This window comes from Trueperella abortisuis, from assembly GCF_030811095.1.
Classification (GTDB): Bacteria; Actinomycetota; Actinomycetes; order Actinomycetales; family Actinomycetaceae; genus Trueperella; species Trueperella abortisuis.
Map to the genome: position 1 here is coordinate 824,435 of NZ_JAUSQL010000001.1, position 26,341 is coordinate 850,775.

The following is a 26,341-nucleotide window of genomic DNA, read 5'->3' on the forward strand; positions in this document are numbered from 1 at the left end:
CGCGGCCGACGTGCGGCGTGGACTTGACCACCGAGTGCGTGATGGATGGCACATGCACAGATATACCGGCAGCAGGCAACTTGGTTGACGCTCTTTTCCACGCTTGGTTTCATTTACGCGATGACGTCGGTTTGGATGCAGTACGCGCGAGAAACTAGCGCTCATGCTAAAGAATTTGCCTCCATCGCATCTTTGACAGGAAAATCCGACACAATTGCGCGAACGATCTCCCTGCGTCACGCAACAGTAAATGCGGTTACGGGAATAGCCTCCATTGGCATAGGAGTATTCCTCGCGAGCCAGTTCTTTTTCACATTCGGTGGATTTTTCCCCTGGTCATTCATGATCAGTATCGGGGTCCTTTACCTCGCTTTTATTCTTACTCAAGCAATCCTCATGTACATCCTTGTCAAGAAGGAAGCCGCTAACTGGCTACCAGGAATGAGCTGAAAATGAGCATCCTACAATGTCAAAACCTGTCATGCGGTTACACCACTCCCTTGTTTACGGAGTTCAACCTTGACATTGGAGCCGGTGAGACGGTAGCAGTTATGGGGCGTTCTGGCGTTGGAAAAACCACCCTCTTGACAACGATCCTTGGCATGAATCGGCCGCTCCAGGGGAGCGTCGTCGTCGACGGCACAAACGTCCATCGGCTCAAGTTCAATCAACTGGCACGTCTACGCTCGACAACAATTGGTACCGTCTTTCAAAACGGCGAGCTCATGAGCGGCTACACTGCACTCGATAATGTCATGTTGCCGCGGCTGCTCTGGAACAAGAACGATCCAACCGTTCACGACGAAGCCGCACAGCTTTTACGTGAGCTCGACGTGGAAGAATCCAGGATGGCTGAACAGCTCTCTGGCGGCGAACGTCAACGAACCGCCCTCGCACGCGCCCTTATCAACAGGCCAAAGCTGATACTCGCAGATGAACCCACTGTGTTGCGAGCGTGGAAAATGAAGCGGTGTGGTGACGATCGTGAAGCGCGATGGTGAGCATCGTGAAGCGCGTGGGTGACGATTGTGAAGCGGTTGTCACCCACGCGCTTAGTTATTGCTGAGGACTAGGACACTGTTGGTGCCAGCCTCATGTTCGGTCCGTCGACGTTGACGATTTCTGCCCCGCCGACAAGGCGGTTGAGTAGGGATTCAGCCACGACTCGATCAGGCATTGATTCGTACCAGTCTTCTGGGGCGAATTGGGAAGTGACCATGGTCGATCCTCTGCCTTCTCGTGCTGCTAGAAGATTGAACAGCTCGTTGGCGGTTTCACCACTAATTGGAGTGGTGAGAAAGTCATCGAGGACGAGCAGGTCACAGCCAACTATCTGGTTGATGAATTTCAACCGTGCGGGATCGCTGCGGTCGAGTACGGCCAGTTGGTCGGCTAGGTCTGCGGTTCGGAAGAACTTGGCTGAATAGTCCCGCTTACATGCTTCGTGTAAGAGAGCGCAGGCTAGATAGGTCTTTCCGACTGATGATTTGCCCAGGATAACGACGTTGCTGGCGTGTTCTATCCATTGACAATGCGCTAGCCGGCTAGTTAACTCACGGGTGAGGTTGCGCTTTGGTGTGTGACGGATATCAGCAGCACAAGCATCGGGCAGGGGTGTCATTGATGCCTTGAGCAGTTTTGCAAATCGTCGCTCTGCTCGAGCTGCAACCTCTTTTTCTACAGCGAAGATGATCTTGTCTGAAAACGTCCACTCATCAAAGGCACTGTCATTGGCCATACTGATAACGGTCTGGCCAAAGGCAGTCATGCGTAGCTTGGTGAAGGTTTCCATCCACGTGTCGTCTAGATGCTGACGTGGTGCGGTAGAAAAAGTCATTAGTTGTCTCCTTCTTTCATCAAAGCACTCAGTGAGAATTGCTCACGCCCGCCGAGCATGCCGCGTGATTGGGAACGCGATGACGGTGCTGGCTGTGATGGAGTTGCTGGTGCAGATTCCCGCGTGGGCGGGGCGGTTGGCCGTGTGGATTGTTCATGGCGGATGACTGCCATCATGTTCTTGACCGCGGTGTAGCTAATAGCTCGTTGGCGGTGGCCTTCATCTCCTAGAAGGCGCTGGCATGCTTGCTCGAGAATTAGTTTATTCTCTGTAGCTTTACCTAGCTTGATGATGTTGCGGGCTGGTTGAAAGCCTTGGGCTGTAATCTTTTTCGATGCCAACAACGCTTCAACAGCTTGCCGGGTATACGGCCCAATCCGGGATGCTTGGGTCACAAAGTACGACGGTGTCCATAGGTTCCTAGCCTGGGCCATCCCCGGCGGAGCGTGTTCAACATCGGTGACATAGGCACCGCGTTGGACACTGACCTGGTGACGAGCCTGAGCTTGGCCATCGGCAAAGACATCAAGGATCTGCCCACGGATACGCACATCAACACTTCGTCCCACCAGCTGGTAAGGCACCGAGTATTTCACGGTATTGATCGTGATATGCCAGTCAGGAGTGACTTTCGACTTCTTCCACACGGTATCTACCCACCCTGTTGCAGGAAGATTACCTAGTTCGTCAGATTCGAGTTCTTCGAAGATATCCTGGCGGCTACGTTGCTGATTGCGAAACGGGCGGCGATGATTAATCGCCTCAACCTGTCCGGCAACCGCGTCATTAAGGTCGTCAAGGCTGGCAAAGACCACATCGGCAAGTTTGCGAATCACCCAGTTGGTTACAATCTTGACTCCAGATTCCACATTGCCTTTTTCACGTGGGCGAACAGGATTAGTTGGAAGAGCAGCAGTGTTGTAGTGCTCGAGAAATTCCTCATACTTCGCGTTGACTCGTCGTGCGCGTTCACCTTTGGCAATCTGATTCGATGCCGTAGACGCATTATCAGGAACAACCACCTCAGTAACGCCACCGAAATACTCGAAGGCCAAGCGGTGCCCTTCCAGCCACGAGGGTTGTTTTTCATCAATGAAGCCATGGGCAAAGACCATTCCTGAATACGGCAGTGAAGCAACAAAGATATGGATCTTGCTGCGTTTAGCCGTAATCGGATCAACAACTGCCATGGTCGACCCCGCCCAATCCACCTGCATGGTATGGCCCGGCTGGTGCACAATCAGTGCGGTCACGCCTTGGGTGGCAACATGGGCAGCCACCAGCTGGCGGAAGCGCTCATAGCTATAGAACTTCAGACCACGTGGTGCTGGTTGGTCAAGATAGGTCGACCACAGCACTCGCAGTGGAGTCTTGTTCCTGCCGGTACGAGCTTTGATCACAACATCGAAATCGATACCAACGAAGTCATCAGCGACTACGAGTCGACCATCACCAATGAGATCAGTAATCGCCGAATCGTCTAACGACTCTAAAAGTTCACTGGTGATGCCATGGGAATCAATGGCTTTGCGCGCTTTGGCAATCGTGGCCTGAGCAGCACCACAGCGTTGTTGTATCTGCCGATACGAGAGCCCCTGAAGCAGGAGCTTGATAATCAACCGGTAATCAGTCACGGCTGACGTCCTTTCTAACAAGCACGCAACCGGATTGTCACGTGCTAGTAGAAATAGTTATCAGCCCACCGAAAGTGCTTCACGATCGTCACCACACCGCTTCACGATCGTCACCACCCTGCTTCAAAAAGCACGTTCCTAACACCCACTGGCGCACTCGATACAGAACTACGTGAAGAAGCCATGGATTTGTTACTAGCTCAGGTCCATCAGCGCAACTGCGGACTTCTGCTCGTAACACATGATCCCGCAATCGCTGAGAAGGCTAACCGCATCATCACAATAACACCGCACCGGGTATAAGGGGATTGCTGAGGGTTTGGTCGGCATCGGGGCTTGACGGGTGTTGAGCACGCAAGGGTGTTGATCATGTCAAAGCTGTATGGTGAGCAGTCCCAGGCTGAGGCGATAGGGGGCTGGCCCCGAGCTCATCTGGTTCGATACGTGTCTAGATGGGCTCGGGCGTCACGGCACTAGCGCGCGTCGAACGACTTGCGCACCCGGCGCCTGCGCGGCTTGTCCGCGCCGCGGGGCGACTGCTCGGAGCTCTCGGAGGAGACGCGGGTGCGCGTGCGCTTGCGGGCGGAGCGACCCCGCCTGGACTCGCCATGGCCGCGCCCACCACGGCCCCGCTCACCTCGGCCGCCGCGGCCGCGCGGGCCCCGGCCGGTCTCGCCCAGGTCCTCGATCTCTTCCGCGTCCAGGCCGGCGCGAGTGCGCTTGGCGCGCGGGAGTCGGCCGGTGACCTTGGGGTCGATGTCGAGGTCGGTGTACAGATGTTCGGAGGTGTGGTAGGTCTCCACAGGCTCGGGGTAGCCGAGGTTCAAGATCTTGTTAATGAGCGACCAACGAGGCATGTCCTCCCAGTCCACAAAGGTAACGGCGGTACCGGCATGCCCGGCGCGGCCCGTGCGGCCAATCCGGTGAAGGTAGGTCTTCTCATCGTCGGGGCACTGGTAGTTGATGACGTGGGTGACGTCGTCGACGTCGATGCCGCGCGCCGCGACGTCGGTGGCAACCAGGACGTCAATCTTGCCGTTGCGGAAGGCACGCATGGCCTGCTCGCGGGCGCCCTGGCCGAGGTCGCCGTGGAGGGCGCCGGTGGCGAAGCCGCGATCCTCGAGCTCATCGGCGAGGCGGGCGGCGGAGCGCTTAGTGCGGGTGAAGATGATGGTCAGGCCGCGGCCGCGCGCCTGCAGAATGCGGGCGAGGACCTCGGTCTTATTCAGCGCGTGGCAGCGGTAGACGACCTGCTTGACCTGTTTAACGGTGGCCGAGTCGTCGTCGGGATTCTGCGCGCGGATGTGGGTGGGCTTGGACATGTAGCGGCGCGCCATGGTGATGACAGGGCCGGGCATGGTGGCCGAGAACAGCATGGTGTGGCGGTTGGGTGGTGTGGCGGCGAGGATCGCCTCGACGTCCTCAAGGAAGCCCAGGTCGAGCATCTCGTCGGCTTCGTCGAGCACCACGGTGTGGGCGTGGGACAGGTCCAGGGTGCGGTGCTTGCCGAGGTCGATGAGGCGCCCCGGCGTGCCGACCACGATCTCCGCCCCGCGGGTCAGCTCCTTGACCTGCGGCTCGTAGGCCTTGCCACCGTAGACCTCGACGACGCGGACCGAGCGCTTAGCTGCGATGTCGCGAAGGTCGCCCGCCACCTGCTTAGCCAGCTCGCGCGTGGGGACGACGACGAGGCCCTGCGGTTTGCCGGGCGCGCGCAGATCCTCCCAGCCCTCCTCGCCGGGACCGATAACCTTCTCGACCATCGGGATTCCGAAGCCGAGCGTCTTACCCGTGCCCGTCTTGGCTTGGCCGATAATGTCCGAGCCCTTGAGCGCGACCGGGAGGGTCAGCGCCTGGATGGGGAAGGGGTGGGTGATGCCCTTCTGCGCGAGGCTCTCAACGATGTCGCTCGAGACGCCGAAGTCGGCAAAACTCTTCGAGTTGAGCTCGAGCTCGGAGCCGGAGGCTTGGATGTCGGCTTGAGGTTCGTTCGCCGGACGCACAGTGGCCCCGGACGTATTTACAATTCCAGAATGCACAATATTCACTTTCGACATGGGGCGCCGTGTGCGCCCAGGTAGCCGATCGTGAAAATTCCTTGAACAACGTGACGACCGGTCAACCGTCAACGATTCTACCGTGTGGGCCGCGCCTTCCTGGTCAGGCGTGGCAAGCTACACATCAGAAGCCGAAGCCGACGCGGCGCGCCTCGGTCTCCTTGCACTGGACGTAGCCGAGTGCGGTGGTCGGAACGACGACGACGTTGCCATCCCTGTCGGTAAAGGACAGGACTGATCCGCCGGCGAGTGCCTGCTCAACGCGGTCGGAGACGTCCTGGGCGGTAAGGTCGACGTCGAAGGTCAATTCGCGGGCGACGTTGCGGATTCCGATGCTGATTTCCATGATTCCTCCAAGGCTTGATCTGGCAGTATCGTACCCCGCCCGGGTGGGAGGGGAGCTAGGGGCAGGCGCATTTCGTCTTTGGCAAAAAATTTGTCGGAGGGTGTCAGTATGCTCGTGGGCATGGACAAGAAATGGGATGAGAGCCAGGCCGAGGTGCTGGAACTGCGGGCGCCGTGTGCGGCGTGCGTCATAGGCGGGCCGGGTTCGGGCAAGAGCAGCCTGGCGGTGGAGTTGGCCGTGCGGGCGTTGCGGGACGATCCTCAGGCTCGGGTGGCGGTGCTCTCGCCGGACCGGCGGGCGGCCTCCGATCTGCGTAACAAGATCTCTGTCGAGCTGGGTTACCTTCCGGGCTCGCTCCAGGTGCGTTCACTGACGGCATTCGCCTTTGGAATCCTGTCCACCTACGCCCAGTTCATCGGGCGGCGTGAACCCGAACTGATCTCGGGTCCGGCTCAGGACGCCCTGATTAAAGAACGCTTTGAGCTCGCCGTCCAGCTGGGGGAGGCCGGTATCGATGAGGAGGCGGCGCAGCTGCCGGCCTACCGCGCCGAGTTTCGCGACCTCATCACGCGAGCCGCGGAGTTGGAGATCTCGCCTGCCGATCTTGTCACGCTCTCGCGGCGCTACGATGAGCCGATCTGGGAGCTTGGGGCCACCCTGGTCGAGGACTACGATCGGGCGCTCGCCATCCAGTCGGCGGTGGGGCATGCGAACCCGGATCTCGTCGATCACGCCCGGGTGATGACGCAGGCGGCGGCGATGCTGCGCGGCTGGGAGGCCGCCACTCCGAGCGCGGAGGGTCGGCTGGATCTGGCCAAGCCGCGCTGGGATTGGGTGATCGTTGACGACGTCCAGAACGCCACCCTTGCTCTGCGCACCCTCCTTCTCGTGCTTCAGGAGGGCGGCTCGTCGGTGGTCGCGTTCGGGGATCCCGACGTGGCCGTCCAGGGCTTCCGCGGAGGAATAGCCCACCTCCCGGCACTGCTGACCAAGCCGGTGGGAGGCGGGGGAATCGGTGCCCGCAGAATGCTTCTGAATGCCACTTACCGGTGCGGCGGGCAGGCCTTCGAGTGCCTGGGCAAGGTCGTCAGCGGCATCCACACGGCGGGTGTGGGAAAGCACCGGGAGAAAACTGTCAAGAGCGCCGAGCAAGCGACGATACGAGCCCTAACCTTTTCAAATGTTGACGAGGAGCTCGCCTTCGTCGCCACGGAGCTTCGCCGGCGCCACCTCATCGATCAGGTTCCCTATTCGCGCATGGCCGTGATCAGCCGTTCGACGTCGGCGCACGGTACCATCCGGCGCACCTTGGTCCACTATGGGGTGCCGGTTCAAACGATCGTCAATACCCGCCCGCTGCGCGAACAGCGGGCGGTGGCGGCGCTCATCGAGCTGATCGAAGTGGCGCTCGCGGATGCGCCGGTCGACTCGGAGCGCATCGAGGCCCTACTCACCGGCCTGCTCTTCGGCATCGATTCGTTGCGTTTGCGTGCCCTGCTACGGGAGGCGCGTGGCTGGGAGTTGGCCGCCGGCGGGCGGCGCACCAGGGCCGAGCTTGTCCAAGATATCGTCTGCGGCGGGGGGATTTCTGCCAAAATCCCGGAGTTTGCGCGGGTATCGCAGGTGCTGGCCTCAGTCCGGGAGGTTGCCGCCGGCGGGGGCCTCGGCGAGGAGGTGCTCTGGGCGGCCTGGGACGGGGTCGGCGTGGCGGAGCGCTGGCGCGACCAGGCGATGGAGGCCGGCCCGGCGGGGGACGTCGCGGATGAGGACCTCGATTCGGTCATCTCCCTGTTTCGTATCGCCCAGCGCCAGGCGGATCGCGACGTCTCGAACGCCACCATCGGCGCCCTGCTTGAACTGCTCGAGAATCAGGATCTGCCGGAAGACTCGATCGCCCGCGTGGGTGGCGGCGCCGATGAGGTTGCCCTCGTTTCCCCGGCTGCCACGATCGGGCGCGAGTGGGACTACGTGGCGATCGTGGGAGTCAACGAAGGTGTGTGGCCCAACACGCGGCTGCGCAACCCGCTCACGAAGGTGCCCAAACTGGTCAACATTGTGGTCGGCTCGGCGATGGCCGGCAGGGATATCGAGCCGACCCAGTTGGTCTCCGATGTCATTGACGACGAACTGCGCATGTTCGCCCAAGCAGTGAGCCGCGCCCGGCGGGAGGTGCTCGTCACCGCCGAGGATCACGACGCGGCGCGACCGTCCAGGTTCCTGGACTGGCTGTTCCCGGAGATTGAGCGGGGCGTTGCAAGCCCGGCCACGCTCGACGAAACGAGCCTGGTGGGTCAGCTTCGCCAGGGGCTGCGGAGCGGGGATCCCCGTCTTGAGCGGGAGGCGTCCGCAGTTCTATCTCAGCTCAACGCGGCCGGCGTGCCAGGTGCCGATCCGCGGGGGTGGATTGACGAACTTGAGCTTTCCACGAGTGAGCCAGTCATCGATGGCGGGTCGTCTCTCTCGCCCTCGCGTGTGGACGGGCTGCTGAAGTGCCCGCTGGCGGCGTTTCTCGATCGATCGAATGTCCGTTCGGAGGAATCGGGAATCCTTGCCGACATCGGAAAGGTTGTCCACGGGCTCGCCGAGGCATTTCCCAGCGGGCCTAAGGAGGCGATCGTGGAGGCGTGCGAGGAGAGGCTTTCAGTCATCGAATTTCCCTCCGGGCTGGAGGGAGTGTTGCTTCGCGACCGCGTGAAAGCCATGGCTGCCGATCTTGGCAGTTACCTTGAAAACAGTGCTCCGGCAGTCCTCGTGGAGCAGGACGCGTGCGTCAGCGTAGACGGGGAGGGACACACGATCAACGTGCGGGCACGCATCGATCGGCTCGAGGCCGTGGGCGCGGGCGTCGCAGTTGTCGACTTTAAGACGGGAAGAAACAAGGTGGCCGTCAAAGACGTGGGAGACAACCCGCAACTGTTGCTCTACCAGTGGCTCATCCAGGCCCATGGGGTCGACGGTTTCTCGCTGCCCATGGGTGCTCGTCTCGTCTATGTCGGAGACGACGACCGCGGTCCCACGATCCGCGAACAGGGGCCATTGGCCAGCGAAGATACCGATCGAGTCATCGATCTGATCAAGGCGGCCGACCAGGTCCAGCGCGGACCCGACTTCGCCGCGCTACCCGGCTCCCATTGCCGCACCTGCCGGTATACGTCGTCGTGTCCGGCCATGGGCACAGGAAGGATTTTCTCGTGATCGCCTACGAAGACTTTGCCAACACGCTCGCCTTCACCCCCACCGCTGAACAGGAAGCAGTCATCCGCAGCGAGGATCACGCCATCGCCGTCATCGCAGGGGCCGGATCGGGCAAGACCCTGACGATGTCGCAGCGCATCGCATGGCATGTGGTCAATGGGAACGTGCGCCCCGATCAGGTTCTGGGGCTGACCTTCACCACCAAGGCTGCTGGAGAGCTGGCCGAGCGCGTTGAACTCCAGCTCCGGCAAGCAGCCGCAGCCGGCCTCACCGCCTCCAGGCCGGAAGTAGACGAAGCCGATGCCGTTCACCGGCAGCTGGAGCGCCCCACCATCGCCACATACAACTCCTTCGCCTCCGAGATCGCCTCGTCCTACTCCATGCTCATCGGGGAAGATCCCCGCGCTCGCCTTATCACCGACGCCGAACGCTTTCAGGTCATGGGTCGCATCGTCAACGGCATCGACCCGGATAATCCTCGTTATGCGGTTTTGAGAACGCTTGCCATGTCCACGATCATTACGCGGGCTCTTCACCTGACCGATGAGGTGGTCGGCAACGAGGTCGATGCCAGCGAGCTTCGCGCATACCTCGAACGTGAGTTGACCGCCATCTATCAAGTTCACGGCGTGACCGCCAAACGCGGAACGGCAACCGAGCAGTCGCGCAGCGAGCAGAGCAAGCTTTCGGGGATGATCAAAGCGCTCAACACTCGCGTGGCGTTGACGTACCTCGTCGAGGAATACCTGGCGTTCAAGAAGGAACATTCGCTCATCGAATTTGCCGACCAGATCGTTCGTGCCCGCAAGATCCTGGCCGCAGTGCCTGAGGTCGGCCAAGATCTGCGCAGCCGTTACAAGCTCATCCTCCTCGACGAATACCAGGACACCTCCTCGAGCCAGGCCCAATTCATCGAGGCCGCGTTCTCCAACTCGTGGTCGGTGTGTGCCGTGGGCGATCCCAACCAGGCGATCTATTCCTGGCGTGGAGCCTCCTCGGCCGCCCTGTCGGACTTCATGGATAGCTTCGGCGTAGCCAAGAACCTCACCCTTTCTACCGCCTTCCGCAACGGGCGCAGGATTTTGAACGTCGCCAACGCCCTGACGGAGGGCAAGCTCAGCTATCCGACGATGACAGTCAAGACGCTACAACCCGGCCCCATGGCACAGGATGGGCGGGTTGTGCACGTCCACCGGACCTTCCGCGAGGATGCCTACCGGGACATGGTCGACTATTTCGCGCGAGCCTTCGCCACGGCGCAGGCCGAGGCGGCTAGGGCGATCGATGAGGGAAGGGAGCCCACCAAGATCCCAACTGCGGCGATCCTGTGCCGGGCGCGCTCCTACATGGACTTTGCCATCGCCGCGCTGGAGGAGGCCGGCGTGCCCTACGAGATGGTCGGCGGTCAGATGCTCATCGACAGGCAGGAGATTCGCCTTGTGCGCTCCGTCTTGGGGCTGAGCGTGAATCCTGGGCGCAACGATCTGCTCGTCCCGCTTTTGACGTTTTTCGCGATCGGTGCGAAGGATGTCGCCGCGCTGTCGGCATTTGCACGCAGCTTCGCAAAGTCGACCCGGCGAGAGCTTCGGCGGGAGACGAGCGACGAGCTCGACGTCGATGCCAACCTTGTCGAGGCGTTAGCTGCGCTACCGGAAGATCCCGTCCCTGGCATGAGCGCAGCGGGCCACCGGCGCCTCGTTGCCCTCGCCTCGATCCTCGAACGGGCCAGGCAGAACAGGCACCTGGCCGTCCCGGAGGCAATATCCGCCGCAATTGATCTCCTCGACCTGCGCGCATACGCCAAGGCTCGACTCACCGGGGGAGCTCGTGTCACGGCTGCGCTCGCCAGCTTCGTCAAGCTTGGGGCGGCATACGCAAACGACATGCCAGGTTCGCGCCTGGACACCTTCGTCGAGTGGGTGGACATGGTTGAGGCCCACGAGCGCGTCGGCGAAGACGAGTCAGGCTCGGACACGCCCGTGTTCGGCGAGTGGGAGATCGAGCCGGAATCCGGGGTCGTGCAGCTACTCACCATCCACGCGGCCAAGGGGCTCGAGTGGGATCTCGTAGGCATCCCGGATATGAAGGCGGGCGGCTTTGACGAGGTGTTGACTGAAAAGCTGTGGCAGGAGTCGAGGGACGGCCTGCCCTATGCCTTCCGGCAGGACCGCCTCCACCTGCCCGATCTGTCCGTCGCCGACATCCTGGGCAAGCACGGGGCAGTAACCCCGCTGAACAAGGCATCGATTCTCGAAGAGGTCTACGAGCACCGACACACCACGTTCACCCGCTACCACCTGGCAGAGGGGCGGCGGCTTGCATACGTGGCTACCACACGCCCGCGGAGCCTGCTAATCCTGTCCTCCTATGATCTGGCCGATTCGGCCCAAGCGGAGTCAGCGCTCAAGAAACTGGCGCGCGCCGTCGGTGCCGAGGAAGCGGCAAATGCGCACATGCCACAAAATGTGTTCATCTCGGATGTCGCGCAACTCGTCGAGGCGCATCCGGCTAACGACCAGGTGCTGACCGGCGCCGATCTTGAATTGATCGCGTTGACGGCCACGGCGGCGCCGGGCTCGCAGCAGGCCAAGATGTGGCCGCGTGACATCGATCGTCGCCTCGAGCGCGATCCCGTCCCCACCGTGACTGGCGATCCTTCGGTGGCTGAACGCTGGAAGGCGCAAGCTCGTGTCATCATCGCGGAGTGGCAGGCGCCACCCAGCGTGCGCGGGTTGGCGCGCGAGTACCTGACCGCCTCTGACGTGGTGGCGCTTGCCCAAGATCCGCATTCCTTCCTCGCCGATCAGTACCGGCCCATCCCACGCCGCCCTTCACGTGCTGCACGTACCGGTGTGCTCGTCCACGCCGCCATCGCCCATTCCTTCGATGCGGCCTACACAATGGACATCGATTCGGTGGCAGACCCTGACGAGATGCCGATCGACGCCACGGCGCTTGATGACGAGCGGCTCGCGGAGCTGTTCGCACGCTTTGAAGACTCGCGCTATGCCACGCGCCCGGCGCTCGCGGTCGAGGAAGCGGTCGACGTACGGGTGGGGGGCTACCCGGTACGCTGTGTCATCGACGCGGTCATTGACACGACGGGCGTGCCCGGCCTTACGCCGGTCACCATTGTAGATTGGAAGACCGGGCGTCGGCCAAGTGCCCACCAGGTCGCATCGCGCCAGTTTCAGCTTGGGCTGTACCGGCTGGCATGGTCGCGCGCCACGGGGACACCGCTCGAGGAGATCGGGGCGTGCTTCTACTACCTGGGCGAGGATGATCCGGCACGGCGAGAGCTTCACGCCGGCGACATGCGAGAGGACCAGATTGCCGACTACATCCGCACCCACCTGGGGCAGGGTGTGGGCTAGTCTGCGGAGCGAGTGGTGAACCCGGCGCCGTCGGCCGACTCAGATTCCACCGTGGTAACACGGCTGACGGTCCAAGTCGGTCCGGTGGCCAGGTCAGGGTCGGCCTCCACCTCGGCGGCGAGCTCGTCCATCATGGCGCGGGCCTCCTCGACGATCTGATGTTGCCCGCTGCGCGAGCCAAAGAGCATCCAGCGTGCGAGCGCCAGCTCGGACAGGAGCACGGTGCGATTAAGGAAGTGCTCGTTCACGGGCTCACCCACTGCGTTCTCATACGAGGTGAGCACCGCCTCAAACAGCTCTTCATCCAAACCGGAAACGAGGGAGGAGAAGTCAAGTGCCGGATCACCCACGTGCGCCGATCCGAAGCCGAGCACGCAGGAGATCGACCGATCCGACCACATGAACTGATCGGGGCCGACATCCCCGTGGACGACGCGCGGCTCGAAGTCCCACAGGTCGGTGGCCTCGAGCGCGTTCTCCCAACGGCGCCGGAGCACGGGTGGAAGCGGAGATGCGGCGTCGGCGTCGTGAAGGTCAGACAGGAGGCGGCGCCGGGTAGTCTGCGCGTCGTAGGATGGCAGGCCAGCCGACTCGACCGTCTCGTGGGGCAGAAGGTGGATGGCGGCGATCGCTCGGCCGAGCTCGTGGGCGCCATCCGAATCCAGCTCGTCGAAATCGCGTTCACGGCCCATGGGCGCCACGTAGACGACGGCGCGCCCGTCCCTGACCTGCGCGAAGCCCGCCGGCCGGATGACGTCGAAGGGGAGTAAGCCCCGACGTAGTGCCTCCAGGAGGGCGGGGGCGATGGCGGCCTCGGCCTCGATCATGGCCCCGGCCATGGGGTGCAGGGGGTGCTTGACGATCCAGCGTCGCCCGCGCGCGTCGATGACGCCGCCGTATTGAAAGTCGGTTGTCCGCGTGTAGGGGCCTCGCACACCAACGGCGTCCAGGCCGTCGACGGCGGCAACGGCCAGTGCCGCGAGCTTGAAGGGGGTCGTGTTCACCATTCCACGGTAACGACTTTTGCGGTCAAGCGCGTGGCGTACACACCTTTTGGGCCAGCTCGCACGCCGAGAGCCCCGCGCCCCCGCCCCCGAGAAGTCGCGCCTCATTAGCACGGCGTGGCGCACTACGCCCAAGTTATCCACAGGTGTGGGAAACGGCGGCGAGGCGTGGCGTGAGGTTCTAGTGTGACGGCGTGAAGACACAATGGGCAGCCGGGAACGCATGGCTCGATGCGCGAGTGCGCGAGCTTGTGCGCGCCTCCCGCATCGACCCGCAACTTCAGCCGCGTGAACTTGAGGCGCTCATCGACGACGCGCTCGCGGAATACGAGGAGCTGACGGTCGCGGGAGTGGTGGATCCGATCGCAGACGTGACGGAGGTTCGCCGCAAGCTCAGAGACGACATCGGAGGCTTTGGGCCGCTCCAATCTCTCATCGACGATCCAACAATCGAGGAGATCTGGATCAACGAGCCCGGCCGCGTCTTCTTCGCACGCGACGGCGTGAGCCAGCTGTCGACGATCCTGCTCGAGGCACGCCAGGTCAAGGACCTCGTGGAGCGCATGCTGCGCGCCTCGGGTCGCAGGCTTGACCTGTCTCAACCCTTCGTCGACGCCGCGCTCCACACCGGAGAGCGACTCCACGTGGCGATCCCGGACATCACGCGCGAGCACTGGGCGGTCAACATCCGCAAGTACATCGTGCGCCCGCGCCGGCTACGCGACCTCGTTGAGCTCGGCACGCTGAGCGCGCAGGCCGCAGCCTTCCTTGACGCCGCTATCGACTGCGGGATGAACGTTATCGTCTCGGGAGCCACCCAGGCGGGCAAGACCACCTTCCTGCGCGCCCTGCTGGGCGCCATCCCGCCTCATCAGCGCGTCATCACGGCCGAGGAAGTATTCGAGCTCAACCTCGCCCACCGCGACGTCGTCGCCCTGCAGACCCGCCCGGCCAACATCGAAGACCGCGGAGAGATCACGTTGCGCCGACTCGTGCGCGAATCGCTACGCATGCGCCCGGACAGGATCGTGATTGGCGAGGTGCGCCAGGCCGAGGCTTTCGACATGCTCATCGCCCTCAACTCCGGTATCCCTGGCGCCTGCACAATCCACGCCAACTCGGGGCGCGACGCGGTGGCCAAGCTCAGCGTCCTGCCCCTCCTCGCCGGCGAGAACGTCACCTCCGACTTCGTGATCCCCACCGTCGCCCACACCATTGACCTCTTGGTTCACCTGCACCGGGACCGGGACGGCAAGCGTCGTGTGCGAGAGATCATCGGCCTGACCGGGCGGACGGAAGGCAGCGTGGTTGAGACCAGTGAGCTCTTCGTGGACCGCGGCTTCGGCCTCGAACGGGGAGCGGGATACGTCGCCCGCCCGGAGATCTTTGAGGAACACGGTTACGTCCTGCGCGAGTTGCTGGGAGGTGGACGATGGGCTTCGTCGTAGGGATGGTCGTGGGCCTCGGCGTCTTCCTCGCCGCCGTCGCCTTCCGGCGGCCGCGTCCCCTCACTGTGCCGAAGCGAGTGTGGCACGCGGCCTGGCCCGCCCTGGCCGTGGGGATCGTCAGCTTCCTGGCGGCGTCGGCTATCTCGAGTTCGCTCGCCATCTCGGTCCCGATCGCGATCATGTGTGCGGCCGTGCCCGGCGTGTGGCGGGGAGCCCGGGAACGCCGCCGCCGCGAGGAGCTGCGTGAGGTGTGGCCCGAGGTCATTGACGACATCGTGGCGAGCGTGCGCGTCGGCCTGCCCGTGGGCGAAGCGCTGGCGCTTCTGTCGGTGCGCGGACCGGACATGATGCGCCCGTCGTTTACGCGATTCGCCCAGCACCTGCGCGCCGACGGCCGTCTCGACCCGGCGCTCGACGAGCTCAAAGAGGCGCTCGCGGATCCGATGACGGACCGCATCCTCGAGGCGCTGAGGCTGGCCCACGACCTCGGCGGGCGTGACCTATCAGCTGCGCTTGCGAGCTTGGCCTCCCTCGTGCGTGAGGAGAACCGGGCCCGCGGCGAGCTGCTTGCCCGCCAGTCATGGACGGTCAACGGAGCCAGGCTCGCCGCGGTCGCGCCGTGGATCATGCTGCTGCTCTTTTCCACCCGGCCCGGGGCGATCGACGCGTTCACCACGCCGGTGGGCGTGTTCATCCTCGTCGCCGGCTTCGTGTTGACCGTCTTGGCCTACTGGCTCATGCTCCGGCTCGGTCGCCTACCGGAGGAGGAGCGAATCTTCGCGGGGGTGGGCCATGCTTAGTGTACTGACGGGGGTAGCGCTGGTTGCCGGCTTCCTCCTGGTCGGGGTCTCGCTCGTCTACCGGCCCACTCAGCTGGCCGAACGCGTCCTTCCCTACGTGGCCACCCGCACGAAGCGCCGGCCGCGCCGCCGTGCCGCCGTCGTCACCAGGGTCCTCGATGCCGTCGGCTCGACCACCTCCTCGGTCGAGCGCCGCGTCCACATGCTCGGCACTATGACCGTCACTGACTTTCGGGTCCGCCAGCTCCAGTGGGCGAGCATAGGCCTCGCTTTCGGCTGCGTGCTCGCCTTCGCGCTCATCGTCCGCGGGGTGCCGCTTGTGGCCGGCATCCTTGGCGTACTTGTATGCGCGGCGGCGGGGGTCCTCGGCGCGGACTGGGCACTCAGCAAACAGGTGGACCAGCGTAGCCGCGCCTACACAGCCCAGCTACCGGACGTCGTCGAGATCCTCGCCCTCGCAGTCGCCTCGGGCGAATCGATCCGTGTGGCGATTGAGCGGGTGTGCCTCATCGGCAGTGGCGACATGGTCGACGAGCTGAGGCGAACGATGAGCGAGGTCCACGCCGGTCAGTCTCTGACGGCGGCGCTAACCGACATGGGCAACAGGTCCGCCAACCGCAACGTCGCGCGTTTCGCCGAGGCTATCGTCACCGCGCTCGAGCAGGGCAGCGGGCTTTCCGGTTCCCTCCATCTGCAGGCACGGGACGCCCGTGACGCCGCCCGGCGCGACCTACTCGAGGCCGGCGGCAAGGCTGAGATCGCGATGATGATCCCGGTGGTGTTCATCATCATGCCCCTCACGGTGGTTTTCACCGTGTTCCCCGCACTTCACGCATTGACATTCACATGAGTCACGCGCTGGATACCGACAAGGAGAAACCTATGAAGATTCGACACCTTTTACGCCGGGTACTGTGGCCGGCCGAGCCCCGCGAAGAGGCGGGAGACGTGCCCGGCTGGGTGATGATCACCCTGATGACGGCCGCCCTCGTAGTCCTCATCTGGGCGGTGGCGGGCCCCGCGCTGACCGACCTGTTCAACAATGCGATCGAGCGCGTGCTCAACATCTGAGGCCGGCAACGCCACGGTCGGCTTCGTGGCCTCCGTCGGGCTTCTCCTGATGGTGGCCTACACCATCATCGCCGCGGGGCTGGGCTGGTACGTCCACACCATCGCCACCGACGCGGCGATGGAGGGCGCACGCGTGGGGGCGGCGGCCCATTCGGCCGAGGTGGCCCAGGCCCGCACGCGCGAGCTCATCTCCGCCGCCCTCGCCCCCGCCTACGCCGGCGATGTCGCCGCCTCCGTGACGTCTACGGGGATCGAGGTGGTGGTGCGGGCCCCGGTGCCCGGCGCCGGCTTCCTAGGCGAGAACATGATTGAGGTGAGGGCACGTGCGGTGCGTGAATAAACCCCGCGGCGAGGAGGGCAATGCCATTGTCGAGTTCGTGGGTATCGTGGTGGTCATCGTGGTTCCCGCGCTCGTTTTGCTCATTGGTCTCGCCACGACGACGTCGGCCCAGCTTGCGCTCGATGACGCCGCCCGCCAGTCCGCTCGAGCCTACGTGCGCGCGGATTCGGCTCACGCGGGTGAGGCGCGCGGACGGGAGGCGGCAGATCGCGCGTGGAAGGATCGCGGATTGAGCGAGCCGCTGTCCCTCGACTTCCTCTGCAGTGCGAGCCCGTGCCTGACTCCCGGCGCCGTGGTGACGGCCCGCACCTCGGCCACCGTCACCGTGCCCATCATTGGCGCCCTCGCGCTCACGGGAGAGCAGGAGATGGTGGTCGACCAGTACCGGGTGGTGCGGCCATGACGGGCGCTTCGGCACCCTCGACGCGCACTCGCGCCCGCGCCGAGCGCGCGGAGGAGGGCAACCTCATCGTGCTCGGGCTGGGCGTGTGGGTGGTGGTCATCTCGCTCATCCTCATCCTGGGATCGGTCATCCACGTCTACGGTGTGCGCCGCGACCTGCTCAACACCGCCGACGCCCTCGCCCTCGATTTCGCCCAGGACATCTCGGACGCCGCATACTACTCAGGCTCGTCCCTCAACCTCACTCCCGCGCCGCCCGCTTCCGGGACGCTGACCGTGGACGGGCGCACCGTGAGCTACGTGACGCGGGTCGCGGACGACGCCGTCGTCGTGGAGCTCACCGGCCGGGCACGCATCCCGTTCATCCCGCAGCTGCTGAGCGCCGTGGACGAAGTTGACCTCACTGTCACCTCCACGGCCGCGCTGCGGCAAATGCCGTAGACTTGCGCCGTGGCCATTGACTATCACCAACAACTCGACAACCTACGCCGGATCTTTGACCAGATCGAGGCAGTCAGCGACGTGCCCGCGCTCAGGAGCACGATCGCGGAGCTGACGGAGAAATCCGCGGCACCCGACCTGTGGGACGATCCCGACGCCGCACAGGCCGTCACCTCCAAGCTCTCCCACGCCCAAGCACGCCTGGACCGCGTGGAAAAGATGGGCGAACGGGTCGAGGACGCCGAGACGCTGTACGAGATGGCGGTGGAAGAATCCGAATCGGATCTCGAGTCCGGCAAGGAGCTCTATGCCGAACTCGACTCGGAGATCGCCAAGATCTCCAAGGACTTGTCGGACCTGGAGATTAAGACCCTGCTGAGCGGGGAGTACGACGAGCGCGACGCCGTCGTGACCATCCGCTCCGGGGCAGGCGGCGTGGACGCCGCGGATTTCGCCCAGATGCTGCAACGCATGTACTTGCGCTGGGCCGAGCGCCACGGCTATAAGACGAAGGTGATGGACACCTCGTACGCCGAAGAGGCGGGCATCAAGTCCACCACCTTCGAGGTCAACGCGCCCTACGCCTACGGCACGCTGTCGGTGGAGGCCGGAACGCATCGGCTGGTGCGCATCTCGCCCTTCGACAACCAGGGCAGACGCCAGACCTCCTTCGCGGCGGTCGAGGTCATCCCGCTCATCGAGACCACCGACTCGATCGAGATTCCCGAATCCGAGCTAAAGATCGACGTCTTCCGCTCCTCCGGCCCGGGCGGGCAGTCCGTCAACACCACGGATTCAGCCGTGCGCATGACACACATCCCCACGGGCATCACGGTCTCGATGCAGGATGAGAAATCCCAGATCCAGAACCGTGCCGCGGCACTGCGCGTGCTCCAGTCCAAGCTGCTGCAAAGGCGCCACGAGGAGGAGCAGGCGAAGAAGAAGGAACTAGCCGGCGACGTCAAGGCCTCCTGGGGCGACCAGATGCGCTCTTACGTGCTCCACCCCTACCAAATGGTCAAGGACCTTCGCACTGGGCACGAGGTGGGCAACACCGATGCCGTGTTCGACGGCGATCTTGACGGCTTTATCGACGCCGGGATCCGGTGGCGCCAGTCGGGGGAGTCCGCGACCGCCGATAACTAGCAGTAGGCGGGCAGAGTAATCCTCGCCACGCCGGCGTGCCTTACCGGCAGGAAATTGTGTGGCTCCTAAGCTAATGGAGACCATGACTGCAAGGATTTGGCGCCATCTATGATCACATTTGAAAACGTCACAAAGGTTTATCAGCGAGGTGCGGCTCCCGCGCTCGACTCCGTGAGCCTAAATATTGACCGCGGCGAGTTCGTCTTCCTCGTCGGTGCCTCCGGGTCTGGAAAGTCCACGATGCTGGCTCTTATCCTGGCCGAGGAGCGCCCCACCGAGGGTAAGGTTCACGTGCTTGGCAAGGACTTGTCGGGAGTGTCCTCGCGGCGGGTGCCGTTCCTGCGGCGCCAGATCGGCACCGTCTTCCAGGATTTTCGCCTGTTGCAGGACAAGAACGTATTCGACAACGTCGCTCTCGCGATGCAGGTCATCGGTAAGCCGCGCCACGCCATCCTCAAGGAGGTCCCCCAGGTTCTTGAGCTGGTGGGACTGGACGGGAAGGAAAAACGGCGCATGCATGAGCTCTCGGGCGGCGAGAAGCAGCGTGTGGCGATCGCCCGCGCGATGGTCAACCGTCCCGAGGTTCTGCTTGCCGACGAGCCGACCGGCAACCTTGATCACAAGACCGCACTTGGCATCATGCGCCTTTTGGACCGTATCAATCGCCAGGGCACGACGGTGGTCATGGCCACCCACGACCAAGCGATCGTCAACCAGTTGCGTAAGCGCGTGATCGAGCTCGTCGACGGCGAGGTCGTGCGCGATCAGGATCGCGGAGTGTACGGGGGGAGCCAGGCATGAGGCTACGATTTATTTTCTCTCAGGTTTTCAAAGGGCTACGCGCCAACTTCGCGCTCTCCGCGTCGGTGACGCTGGTTACCTTCGTTTCGCTCCTCTTCGTCGGCTCGGCAGTGCTGCTTCAGGACCAGATCGAGTCCGCGAAGAACGCCTGGTATGACCGGGTGGAGGTCTCGGCGTTCCTGTGTGCGCCGGATCAGAACACCGCCCAGTGCGCGGGCGGCGAGGCCACTCAGGAGCAGATCGACGCGATCAACACATTCCTCCACTCGCCCGAGATGGCCGACTACGTGGAGGAGGTCTACTTTGAGACGAAGGAAGAGGCCTACGCCAACTTCCGCGAGTACCTCAAGGACAGCGCGTGGGTGGACACGGTCGACCCCAAACAGATGCAGGCATCCTTCCGTGTCAAGCTCATTGACCCGCAGGAATACGACGTCGTCCGTGAGAGCCTCGAGGGCCGCCCCGGCGTCGACGCCGTCATTGACCAGCGTGAACAGCTCGAGCCGCTGTTCAACATGCTTAACCGCTTCACCCTCATCGCAGGGTCACTGGCGGGCGTCATGATCGTCACCGCCCTCTTGCTCATCCCCTCCACGATCCGCCTGTCGGCCATGTTCCGACGGAATGAAACCGAGATCATGCGCTTCGTTGGCGCTTCGAACGGTTTCATCCAGGCCCCCTTCGTGTTGGAGGGGATGCTAGCTTCGCTGATCGGCTCTCTCGTCGCGGTCGCGGCGCTGTGGGCGGCGGTGGAGTTCTTCATCCAGGACTGGTTCTCCGGCTCGTGGCTACGGATCATCACGGGCCACGACGTGCTTCTCGTCGCCCCCTGGCTCATCCTCGGCGCGCTCGTGATCTCCGGCCTGGCTTCGTTCCTGGCGCTCCGCCGTTACACTCGGGTCTAGGGAGGAAAGATGCGTAAATTTGCCCCAGTCGTGGCCGCCGTCGCGTTGGCCGCGTCGGCCATTACGGCCGTGCCTGCGCTCGGCGACGAGCGCAGCGACCTCGTCGACCAGCAACAGGAGCAGAAGGCCGAGAAGGAGCGCCTCCAGTCCGAGATGGAGGGCATCGACGTCAACCTCCAGGAGGCATACCTCAAACTGGAGGAGACCCGCGGCAAGATCCCGGCCGCCGAGGCGGCCGTGCAGAGCGCCGAGGCCGACCTCGCAGCGGCCGTGCGCGAGTTGGAGGCGAACACGGCTCTCCTCGACGCCGCCCAGGGCCAGCTGGAGGAGATCAAGGCGCAGATCAAAGACAATGAGGCCAACGCGGACGCGACGCGTAAGTCGCTCGGCGAGCTTGCCCGCGCCACCTACCGTGGCGACACGATGCCGTCGACGATGGAGATGCTCGTTGGGTCTGCCACCGCCGAGGACTTCGCCAATGCCTACCGCGCGCAGTCGGCTGTGAGCCGCTCGCAGTCGGCGTCGTTGGCTCTGTTCCAGCAGAAAGCCGCCCAGGAGAAGAACCGGGAGGCGCGCCAGAACGCGGTGGAGGATCAGATCGAGGAGCTCAAGACCAAGTCCGAGGAGCTGGTCGACACGCAGAGCACGAAGAAGGCCGAGGCGGATGCCCGCAAGGCCGAACTCGTGAACCTCGAGGCGAGCCTCGTGAGCCAGTCGGAGGATTTCGAGGACCAGAAGGCCAGCTACCAGGCATCGCTCGCCACGCTCGAGACGCAAAGCGAGCAGACCGCACAGCGCATCGCCGAGATCGACGCCGAAAACCAGCGCAAGCTCGAGGCCGAACGGGCCAGGGCCAAGGCGCGGGCCAATGCCCCCGCGCAGCCCGCACCGAACACCTCCGCGCAGGCCGGAGGCGCGTGGCTCAAGCCGCCGGTGCCGGCCCCGCTCTACGTCACCTCGCCGTTTGGCATGCGCGTCTACCCCTTTGGCGGCACGTGGATGCACAACGGCGTCGACCTGCGCTCCCAGTGCGGTGAGGCACAGACGGCGCCCGCCGACGGCGTCGTCTCGGCCGTCATCCCCGCAGCCGGCAACGGCACGCACGGCAACCAGATCTACATCAACCACGGCGTGGTCGGCGGCAACTCCTACGTGACTGTCACCAACCACCTGTCGGCCTTCAACGTGCGCGTGGGGCAGAGCGTCAAGCAGGGCGACGTGATCGGGTGGACCGGGCAGACCGGTCTCGTCACCGCCTGCCACGTCCACTTCGAGGTGTGGAAGAACGGCGCCGTGGTCGATCCTATGAACTTCGGCTCCTTCACCCAGCGCTGGTCCTAGCCTTGCGACGGTGCCGTGCCCGGCGTTAAGCTATGAGGTCACGTCACAAGGAGGGATGAGCCATGCCGAAAGCCTGGAAGAAGGACAGCGGCAAGCTGACCCCTGCGCAGAAGGCGAAGGAAGCCGCTGACGCCAAGCAGGTGGTGGCCCGCAACAAGAAGGCGCGCCACGACTACTTCATCGACAAGACCTACGAGGCGGGACTCGTGCTCGCCGGCACAGAGGTTAAGGCGCTACGCGCCGGGCGCGCCTCCCTCATGGAGGCGTGGATCGACTTCGACCGACGCGGCGAGGCCTGGCTGGTTGGAGCGAATATTCCCGCCTGGTCGACGGGCGGCTGGACCAACCACGCACCCACCCAGAAGCGAAAGCTTCTCCTGCACAAGAGCGAGCTACGCACGCTCGCCGTCAAGGTCAAGGAAAAAGGCGTCACGGTGGTGCCGCTCGAGCTCTACTTCATCCGCGGTCGGGCCAAGGTTGAGATCGGGCTGGCGCGCGGTAAGCAGGAGTGGGACAAGCGCGAGACGCTTCGGCGCAGGCAGGATCAGCGCGAGGCCGAGCGGGCCGTGTCCGAGGCCCGAAAGCGGATGCGCTAGGCGCGAGCCGGCGAACGACGTCGTCGCCCCAGCTCGCGTGTTGCGTGCCACGAACGTGCATGTTGTCTCATCGCTAGGCTTGGCGCGGGTATTCGTGATTGGCTTAGGGCATGTGTGCATGGCTGATTGATATGGACGGTGTCCTTGTTCATGAGGGGATCGCGCTCGACGGTGCGAACGATTTCCTCAAGCGTCTTGAGGAGCGGCAAATCCCGCACCTGATCTTGACGAACAACTCCATTTTCACCACCCGCGACCTCTCCGCCCGGCTGGCAACGTCCGGCCTGGAGGTCCCGCCGGAGCGGATCTGGACCTCCGCGCTGGCCACCGCGAAGTTCCTCGCGCGCCAGACGGATAACCGCCGCGCGTTCGTCGTCGGCGAGGCGGGCCTGACCACGGCTCTGTATGAGGAGGGCTTCGTCATGACGTCGGTCGATCCCGAGTTCGTGGTGTTGGGGGAGACCCGCACCTACTCCTTCGAGATGATCACGACGGCGATCCGCCTCATCCAGGACGGCGTTCGGTTCATCGCCACCAACCCCGACCCGACCGGCCCGTCTGCCGAGGGCGACCTGCCGGCCACCGGCGCCGTCGCCGCCATGATTGAGAAGGCGACGGGGCGAGGGGCGTTCTTCGTCGGCAAGCCCAACCCGATCATGCTGCGCAACGGCTTGAACAAGATCGGGGCGCACTCGGAGGAGACGTCGATCGTGGGTGACCGCATGGACACCGATATTCAAGCCGGCGTGGAGACGGGACTGGCCACTCACCTCGTGTTGACGGGATCGACCAAACGCGAGGACGTCGTCAAGTTCCCCTACCGCCCCGATCACATTCATGATTCGATCAAGGACGTCATCGAGTTCATCTAGGGCCTGTCGGGCTTGAGGGGCTGACGGGCTGACGGGTTTATCCCGCGACGCCAATCCGGTATCGGGCGGCAACCGGAAAATGGGCCGTGACCCGCTCCGATACCGGGTCAAGTGTGACCTCGCCACCGTATGGCAGGATCAGCTGCGGGCGCGTGTGGCCGAAGGGGACGTTGAGGCAGACGAGGAGATCCTTGCGGTAACGGCTGACCTGCGTGAGCAGGTACTCGATGTAGGCGTCGTGGCGGGCCTGTTGAAGCTCCGCGGTTCCGGGCGCGTCGCGGTCATCGACGACCGGCCGGGCGAACATGAGCCCCGCCGCCGCCTCGAGGTAGCCGCGCTCGCCGAGGGCCCGGATCCAGTCGCCCACCATGTCCGCGGGAGTCACCCGCTCCGAGTTTTCAAAGATGAGGATGGCTCCCTCGAGGTCTGAGACGTCTGGGAGCCGGCCGGCGAGCGCGAGCTGGTCGATGACCTCCAGGCACCCGCCCCACGTGCGTCCCCGCACGAGCGCGTCGCTGCCCACGAACTCGATTGGGCGGGCGGGGCCGCGCGGGGAATCCTCGGTGAGCGCCTCCGGGCTCGACCAGTCGTACCCATAGTCCTGGGAGTCGGTGGTGGCGGGCAAGACCGTGTCGCCCCGGCCGAACAACGCGGCGCGGAGCGTGATGAGGTGCTCGGCGTCGACGAGCGTGCCCGGCCCGAAGTGGACCTGGGTGGCCCCGCCGTAGTATCCGCCCACCCCGTGCGACCACAGCCAGTTGAGAATGTTCGTGTTATCCGAGTAGCCGAAGAAGGGTTTGGGGTCGGCCTGGGGGAGTGACGGGTCGAGGTGCCGGATCAGACGGATTTCGTCCCTTCCGCCTACGGTGGTGAGGATCGCGCGGATCTCGGGGTCAGCAAATGCGGCGTTCACGTCCGCGGCGCGCTCCTCGGGACTGGCCCCCATCTGCCGCGTGGTGGGATACTCAACGACCACGACGTCGAGCAACCGCTGGAGGCGGGCGACCGCCTGCTCGTGGATCTGCGGGAAGTAGGCCGGCGCGGCCCAAGCGGGGGAGAGCAACGCGACCTTGTCGCCGGGGTTAATCGTTCTCGGAACCAGGATTTCTTTGGTCATGCTGCGATGGTACCCTTCATGGGAGTGAAAACACGGATGAAGCGAGGGATAGTGTCGGATGAGGCCAAACAGCGGCGTGAAGATATGTTGACCTCTCAGATGAAGGCCGCGGTCGTGGGCGCGAGACACGAGGACGACACCATCGCGTTGCACCGGCGGAGTACGCAATAATGCCGCGGGCAACTCTTGATGACGCCGCACGCGCACGCCGCGTCCTCTTCTACGGCGTGACGGGCTCGGGGAAGTCCACAGCGGCAAGCCGTTTTGGGAGGGCGCGCGGTCTGCCGATCATCCTGGTGGACGACGCCGTCGGGTGGCTACCAGCCGACGTGGCACCATGGACCAACAGGGACGACGAGTCTATGCGTGCCATCGCCACCGAACTGGCGGCGGCCGAGGAGTGGGTATTCGATTCGGCCTATCATCAATTCCGTGATGTCCTGTTTGAGCGTGCGCAGGTCATGATCGCGCTCGATTATCCACGGCTGCTGTCCCTCGGCCGGCTGGTGCGACGCACGTGGCGGCGCGCCGTCGATGGTCTTGAGACCTGCAACGGCAATCGCGAAAACTGGAAGCAGGTTTTTAGCCAGGACTCGATTCTTCGATGGCACTTTCGCTCCTTTGCCTCCAAGCGTGCCAGGATGCGCGAGATGGAAGCGGCACCCACCGGACTTGCCGTGTTGCGATTGACCCATCCGCGCCAGTTGGACGACCTCCTCGCCGTCATCTCGCGGTTGTGACGCCGGGAATAGACGCGGACGGCGTCGTCGGTATAATGTAAGGGTAAGCCTTCGGGCTTAGTTGGTTGACAACAGAATATGGGGATGATCGGTTTCGACGGCGATGACTGCCGAAGGGAAGCGGGTAGAGGATGCAGAGTCATCTCTTAAACGACTCTCTGCAAACAATAACTGCCAACAAGCAGAAGTCCGACTTCGCCCTCGCTGCCTAAGCGCGAGCGCATTTAAAGAAGTCCGTCAGTCTCACGGTGCTTTCACGTGAGAGTTCTGGCGTCGTTTTTGAAAGCCACTGGGACGGCACCGGGTTACCGGGTGCCGCCCGACACTCGGTAACTATGCTCGTCAGCAACTTGTCCGCGTGAGTGCTGGAGCTGAAAACAACGTCTAGCAGACTGCACCCGGAGAAGCCTTGGGTTTTGCATCGTCGGACGGGAGTTCAATTCTCCCCATCTCCACAGGGTGCCCCGCTGGATCGTTGATCTGGCGGGGTTTTCGTTGTCCTGGCGCGGAAAAGTGGCAGCATTGTTTTACACTGTTTTATACCCGTTTACACTCTTTTATACTCTCGTAGGGGTACTTTTGGGGTACCCCACCACCAAACAAGAAGGGGTACTCCGATGGGCAGATCAAACTTCGGCCACGTGTATAAGACAAACGCCGGCACCTGGCGCGGCCGTTACCGCAAAGAGGGCTATGACTACCGCATGCCAAGCGTTTGCAGGACAACCGTGGCTTGCCTGCTACTCAGGGAGATTCACTCCCGCTTCATTCGCGGAGAGTGGAGTCTACCACGCACAATGGTGTCCCTCGATAGTATTTTGAGTTGAGAGGGACACGTGTGGGTATTTCGCGGGGGACGCGGGTAACCTTGCCG

General features: G+C 63.5%; 24 protein-coding genes and 1 other RNA gene. 19 read left to right on the plus strand and 6 right to left on the minus strand.

What is annotated here, in order from left to right; all coding sequences use genetic code 11:
* The first annotated feature begins 45 nt into the window (after window positions 1-45).
* On the plus strand, window positions 46-450 hold the full coding sequence (locus tag J2S45_RS03600; protein ID WP_307634569.1) for a hypothetical protein: 405 nt from the start codon (window positions 46-48) through the stop codon (window positions 448-450).
* A gap of 2 nt (window positions 451-452) precedes the next feature.
* On the plus strand, window positions 453-1,001 hold the full coding sequence (locus tag J2S45_RS03605; protein WP_307634570.1) for an ABC transporter ATP-binding protein: 549 nt from the start codon (window positions 453-455) through the stop codon (window positions 999-1,001).
* Between the two features lie 68 nt (window positions 1,002-1,069).
* Here J2S45_RS03605 and J2S45_RS03610 read toward each other — a convergent pair whose 3' ends face one another.
* The 4 genes from J2S45_RS03610 to J2S45_RS03625 all read right to left on the minus strand — a co-directional run bounded on the left by J2S45_RS03610 (window position 1,070) and on the right by J2S45_RS03625 (window position 5,874).
* Window positions 1,070-1,837 (minus strand): ATP-binding protein, encoded by a 768-nt coding sequence (locus tag J2S45_RS03610; protein ID WP_307634288.1) that lies wholly within the window; start codon window positions 1,835-1,837, stop codon window positions 1,070-1,072.
* Window positions 1,837-3,471 (minus strand): IS21 family transposase, encoded by a 1,635-nt coding sequence (gene istA / locus J2S45_RS03615; protein WP_307634289.1) that lies wholly within the window; start codon window positions 3,469-3,471, stop codon window positions 1,837-1,839. The genes J2S45_RS03610 and istA overlap by 1 nt, the downstream gene beginning before the upstream one ends.
* Before the next feature lie 473 nt (window positions 3,472-3,944).
* Window positions 3,945-5,528, minus strand: a complete 1,584-nt coding sequence (locus tag J2S45_RS03620) for a DEAD/DEAH box helicase (protein WP_307634571.1) — start codon at window positions 5,526-5,528, stop codon at window positions 3,945-3,947.
* A gap of 124 nt (window positions 5,529-5,652) precedes the next feature.
* The gene (locus J2S45_RS03625) at window positions 5,653-5,874 is read right to left on the minus strand and encodes a DUF3107 domain-containing protein (protein ID WP_270974698.1); all 222 of its coding nucleotides are present in this window, start codon (window positions 5,872-5,874) and stop codon (window positions 5,653-5,655) included.
* A 120-nt stretch (window positions 5,875-5,994) separates the two neighbouring features.
* Here J2S45_RS03625 and J2S45_RS03630 point away from each other — a divergent pair, with 120 nt between their 5' ends.
* Both J2S45_RS03630 and J2S45_RS03635 read left to right on the plus strand, forming a co-directional pair.
* The gene (locus J2S45_RS03630; protein ID WP_307634572.1) at window positions 5,995-9,069 is read left to right on the plus strand and encodes a UrvD/REP family ATP-dependent DNA helicase; all 3,075 of its coding nucleotides are present in this window, start codon (window positions 5,995-5,997) and stop codon (window positions 9,067-9,069) included.
* Window positions 9,066-12,443, plus strand: coding sequence for an ATP-dependent helicase (locus J2S45_RS03635; RefSeq protein WP_307634573.1), 3,378 nt, complete (start codon window positions 9,066-9,068; stop codon window positions 12,441-12,443). Before J2S45_RS03630 ends, J2S45_RS03635 begins: the two co-directional genes overlap by 4 nt.
* Here J2S45_RS03635 and J2S45_RS03640 read toward each other — a convergent pair.
* On the minus strand, window positions 12,440-13,450 hold the full coding sequence (locus J2S45_RS03640; protein WP_296932937.1) for a phosphotransferase: 1,011 nt from the start codon (window positions 13,448-13,450) through the stop codon (window positions 12,440-12,442). The genes J2S45_RS03635 and J2S45_RS03640 overlap by 4 nt on opposite strands.
* Before the next feature lie 191 nt (window positions 13,451-13,641).
* Between J2S45_RS03640 and J2S45_RS03645 the strand changes: the two genes are divergently transcribed.
* The 13 genes from J2S45_RS03645 to J2S45_RS03705 all read left to right on the plus strand — a co-directional run bounded on the left by J2S45_RS03645 (window position 13,642) and on the right by J2S45_RS03705 (window position 23,610).
* The gene (locus J2S45_RS03645) at window positions 13,642-14,895 is read left to right on the plus strand and encodes a CpaF family protein (RefSeq protein ID WP_270974694.1); all 1,254 of its coding nucleotides are present in this window, start codon (window positions 13,642-13,644) and stop codon (window positions 14,893-14,895) included.
* Window positions 14,880-15,695: a type II secretion system F family protein gene (locus J2S45_RS03650; RefSeq protein ID WP_307634574.1), complete on the plus strand. Its 816-nt coding sequence runs from the start codon at window positions 14,880-14,882 to the stop codon at window positions 15,693-15,695. Before J2S45_RS03645 ends, J2S45_RS03650 begins: the two co-directional genes overlap by 16 nt.
* Entirely contained in the window at window positions 15,688-16,545 is an 858-nt protein-coding gene (locus J2S45_RS03655) for a type II secretion system F family protein (protein WP_307634575.1), read from the plus strand. The genes J2S45_RS03650 and J2S45_RS03655 overlap by 8 nt, the downstream gene beginning before the upstream one ends.
* Window positions 16,546-16,577: 32 nt before the next feature.
* Complete coding sequence (locus J2S45_RS03660) at window positions 16,578-16,766, plus strand: hypothetical protein (protein ID WP_296932946.1); 189 nt, start codon at window positions 16,578-16,580, stop codon at window positions 16,764-16,766.
* Window positions 16,738-17,106, plus strand: coding sequence for a TadE/TadG family type IV pilus assembly protein (locus J2S45_RS03665; RefSeq protein ID WP_270974690.1), 369 nt, complete (start codon window positions 16,738-16,740; stop codon window positions 17,104-17,106). Before J2S45_RS03660 ends, J2S45_RS03665 begins: the two co-directional genes overlap by 29 nt.
* Window positions 17,099-17,509, plus strand: a complete 411-nt coding sequence (locus J2S45_RS03670; protein WP_296932949.1) for a TadE/TadG family type IV pilus assembly protein — start codon at window positions 17,099-17,101, stop codon at window positions 17,507-17,509. The genes J2S45_RS03665 and J2S45_RS03670 overlap by 8 nt, the downstream gene beginning before the upstream one ends.
* Window positions 17,506-17,949 carry a hypothetical protein gene (locus J2S45_RS03675; RefSeq protein ID WP_296932951.1) on the plus strand — a complete coding sequence of 148 codons (444 nt, stop codon included), beginning with the start codon at window positions 17,506-17,508 and terminating at the stop codon, window positions 17,947-17,949. Before J2S45_RS03670 ends, J2S45_RS03675 begins: the two co-directional genes overlap by 4 nt.
* Window positions 17,950-17,958: 9 nt before the next feature.
* Window positions 17,959-19,095, plus strand: coding sequence for a peptide chain release factor 2 (gene prfB / locus J2S45_RS03680; protein WP_307634576.1), 1,137 nt, complete (start codon window positions 17,959-17,961; stop codon window positions 19,093-19,095).
* A 108-nt stretch (window positions 19,096-19,203) separates the two neighbouring features.
* Window positions 19,204-19,896, plus strand: a complete 693-nt coding sequence (gene ftsE, locus J2S45_RS03685; RefSeq protein ID WP_270974686.1) for a cell division ATP-binding protein FtsE — start codon at window positions 19,204-19,206, stop codon at window positions 19,894-19,896.
* Window positions 19,893-20,801, plus strand: coding sequence for a permease-like cell division protein FtsX (ftsX, locus tag J2S45_RS03690; protein ID WP_270974685.1), 909 nt, complete (start codon window positions 19,893-19,895; stop codon window positions 20,799-20,801). Before ftsE ends, ftsX begins: the two co-directional genes overlap by 4 nt.
* Before the next feature lie 9 nt (window positions 20,802-20,810).
* On the plus strand, window positions 20,811-22,142 hold the full coding sequence (locus J2S45_RS03695; RefSeq protein WP_307634577.1) for a murein hydrolase activator EnvC family protein: 1,332 nt from the start codon (window positions 20,811-20,813) through the stop codon (window positions 22,140-22,142).
* A gap of 62 nt (window positions 22,143-22,204) precedes the next feature.
* On the plus strand, window positions 22,205-22,738 hold the full coding sequence (gene smpB / locus J2S45_RS03700; RefSeq protein WP_296929796.1) for an SsrA-binding protein SmpB: 534 nt from the start codon (window positions 22,205-22,207) through the stop codon (window positions 22,736-22,738).
* 110 nt (window positions 22,739-22,848) lie between these two features.
* Window positions 22,849-23,610, plus strand: coding sequence for an HAD-IIA family hydrolase (locus J2S45_RS03705; protein ID WP_296929799.1), 762 nt, complete (start codon window positions 22,849-22,851; stop codon window positions 23,608-23,610).
* Window positions 23,611-23,647: 37 nt separating this feature from the next.
* On the opposite strand, the gene J2S45_RS03710 is transcribed toward J2S45_RS03705, so the two are convergent.
* On the minus strand, window positions 23,648-24,727 hold the full coding sequence (locus tag J2S45_RS03710; RefSeq protein ID WP_307634578.1) for a S66 family peptidase: 1,080 nt from the start codon (window positions 24,725-24,727) through the stop codon (window positions 23,648-23,650).
* 170 nt (window positions 24,728-24,897) lie between these two features.
* Between J2S45_RS03710 and J2S45_RS03715 the strand changes: the two genes are divergently transcribed.
* On the plus strand, window positions 24,898-25,467 hold the full coding sequence (locus J2S45_RS03715) for a P-loop NTPase family protein (RefSeq protein ID WP_307634579.1): 570 nt from the start codon (window positions 24,898-24,900) through the stop codon (window positions 25,465-25,467).
* 80 nt (window positions 25,468-25,547) lie between these two features.
* Window positions 25,548-25,925, plus strand: a transfer-messenger RNA (tmRNA) gene (gene ssrA, locus J2S45_RS03720).
* Window positions 25,926-26,341 lie beyond the last annotated feature (416 nt).

What these genes read in the sequence shown, in the direction of transcription:
- J2S45_RS03600 (WP_307634569.1), top strand. Translation starts at nt 46, where the DNA reads ATGGCACATGCACAGATATACCGGCAGCAGGCAACTTGGTTGACGCTC.
- J2S45_RS03605 (WP_307634570.1), top strand. Translation starts at nt 453, where the DNA reads ATGAGCATCCTACAATGTCAAAACCTGTCATGCGGTTACACCACTCCC.
- J2S45_RS03610 (WP_307634288.1), bottom strand. Translation starts at nt 1,837, where the DNA reads ATGACTTTTTCTACCGCACCACGTCAGCATCTAGACGACACGTGGATG.
- J2S45_RS03620 (WP_307634571.1), bottom strand. Translation starts at nt 5,528, where the DNA reads ATGTCGAAAGTGAATATTGTGCATTCTGGAATTGTAAATACGTCCGGG.
- J2S45_RS03625 (WP_270974698.1), bottom strand. Translation starts at nt 5,874, where the DNA reads ATGGAAATCAGCATCGGAATCCGCAACGTCGCCCGCGAATTGACCTTC.
- J2S45_RS03630 (WP_307634572.1), top strand. Translation starts at nt 5,995, where the DNA reads ATGGACAAGAAATGGGATGAGAGCCAGGCCGAGGTGCTGGAACTGCGG.
- J2S45_RS03640 (WP_296932937.1), bottom strand. Translation starts at nt 13,450, where the DNA reads ATGGTGAACACGACCCCCTTCAAGCTCGCGGCACTGGCCGTTGCCGCC.
- J2S45_RS03650 (WP_307634574.1), top strand. Translation starts at nt 14,880, where the DNA reads ATGGGCTTCGTCGTAGGGATGGTCGTGGGCCTCGGCGTCTTCCTCGCC.
- J2S45_RS03655 (WP_307634575.1), top strand. Translation starts at nt 15,688, where the DNA reads ATGCTTAGTGTACTGACGGGGGTAGCGCTGGTTGCCGGCTTCCTCCTG.
- J2S45_RS03660 (WP_296932946.1), top strand. Translation starts at nt 16,578, where the DNA reads ATGAAGATTCGACACCTTTTACGCCGGGTACTGTGGCCGGCCGAGCCC.
- J2S45_RS03665 (WP_270974690.1), top strand. Translation starts at nt 16,738, where the DNA reads ATGCGATCGAGCGCGTGCTCAACATCTGAGGCCGGCAACGCCACGGTC.
- J2S45_RS03675 (WP_296932951.1), top strand. Translation starts at nt 17,506, where the DNA reads ATGACGGGCGCTTCGGCACCCTCGACGCGCACTCGCGCCCGCGCCGAG.
- ftsE (WP_270974686.1), top strand. Translation starts at nt 19,204, where the DNA reads ATGATCACATTTGAAAACGTCACAAAGGTTTATCAGCGAGGTGCGGCT.
- ftsX (WP_270974685.1), top strand. Translation starts at nt 19,893, where the DNA reads ATGAGGCTACGATTTATTTTCTCTCAGGTTTTCAAAGGGCTACGCGCC.
- J2S45_RS03695 (WP_307634577.1), top strand. Translation starts at nt 20,811, where the DNA reads ATGCGTAAATTTGCCCCAGTCGTGGCCGCCGTCGCGTTGGCCGCGTCG.
- smpB (WP_296929796.1), top strand. Translation starts at nt 22,205, where the DNA reads ATGCCGAAAGCCTGGAAGAAGGACAGCGGCAAGCTGACCCCTGCGCAG.
- J2S45_RS03705 (WP_296929799.1), top strand. Translation starts at nt 22,849, where the DNA reads ATGTGTGCATGGCTGATTGATATGGACGGTGTCCTTGTTCATGAGGGG.
- J2S45_RS03710 (WP_307634578.1), bottom strand. Translation starts at nt 24,727, where the DNA reads ATGACCAAAGAAATCCTGGTTCCGAGAACGATTAACCCCGGCGACAAG.
- J2S45_RS03715 (WP_307634579.1), top strand. Translation starts at nt 24,898, where the DNA reads ATGCCGCGGGCAACTCTTGATGACGCCGCACGCGCACGCCGCGTCCTC.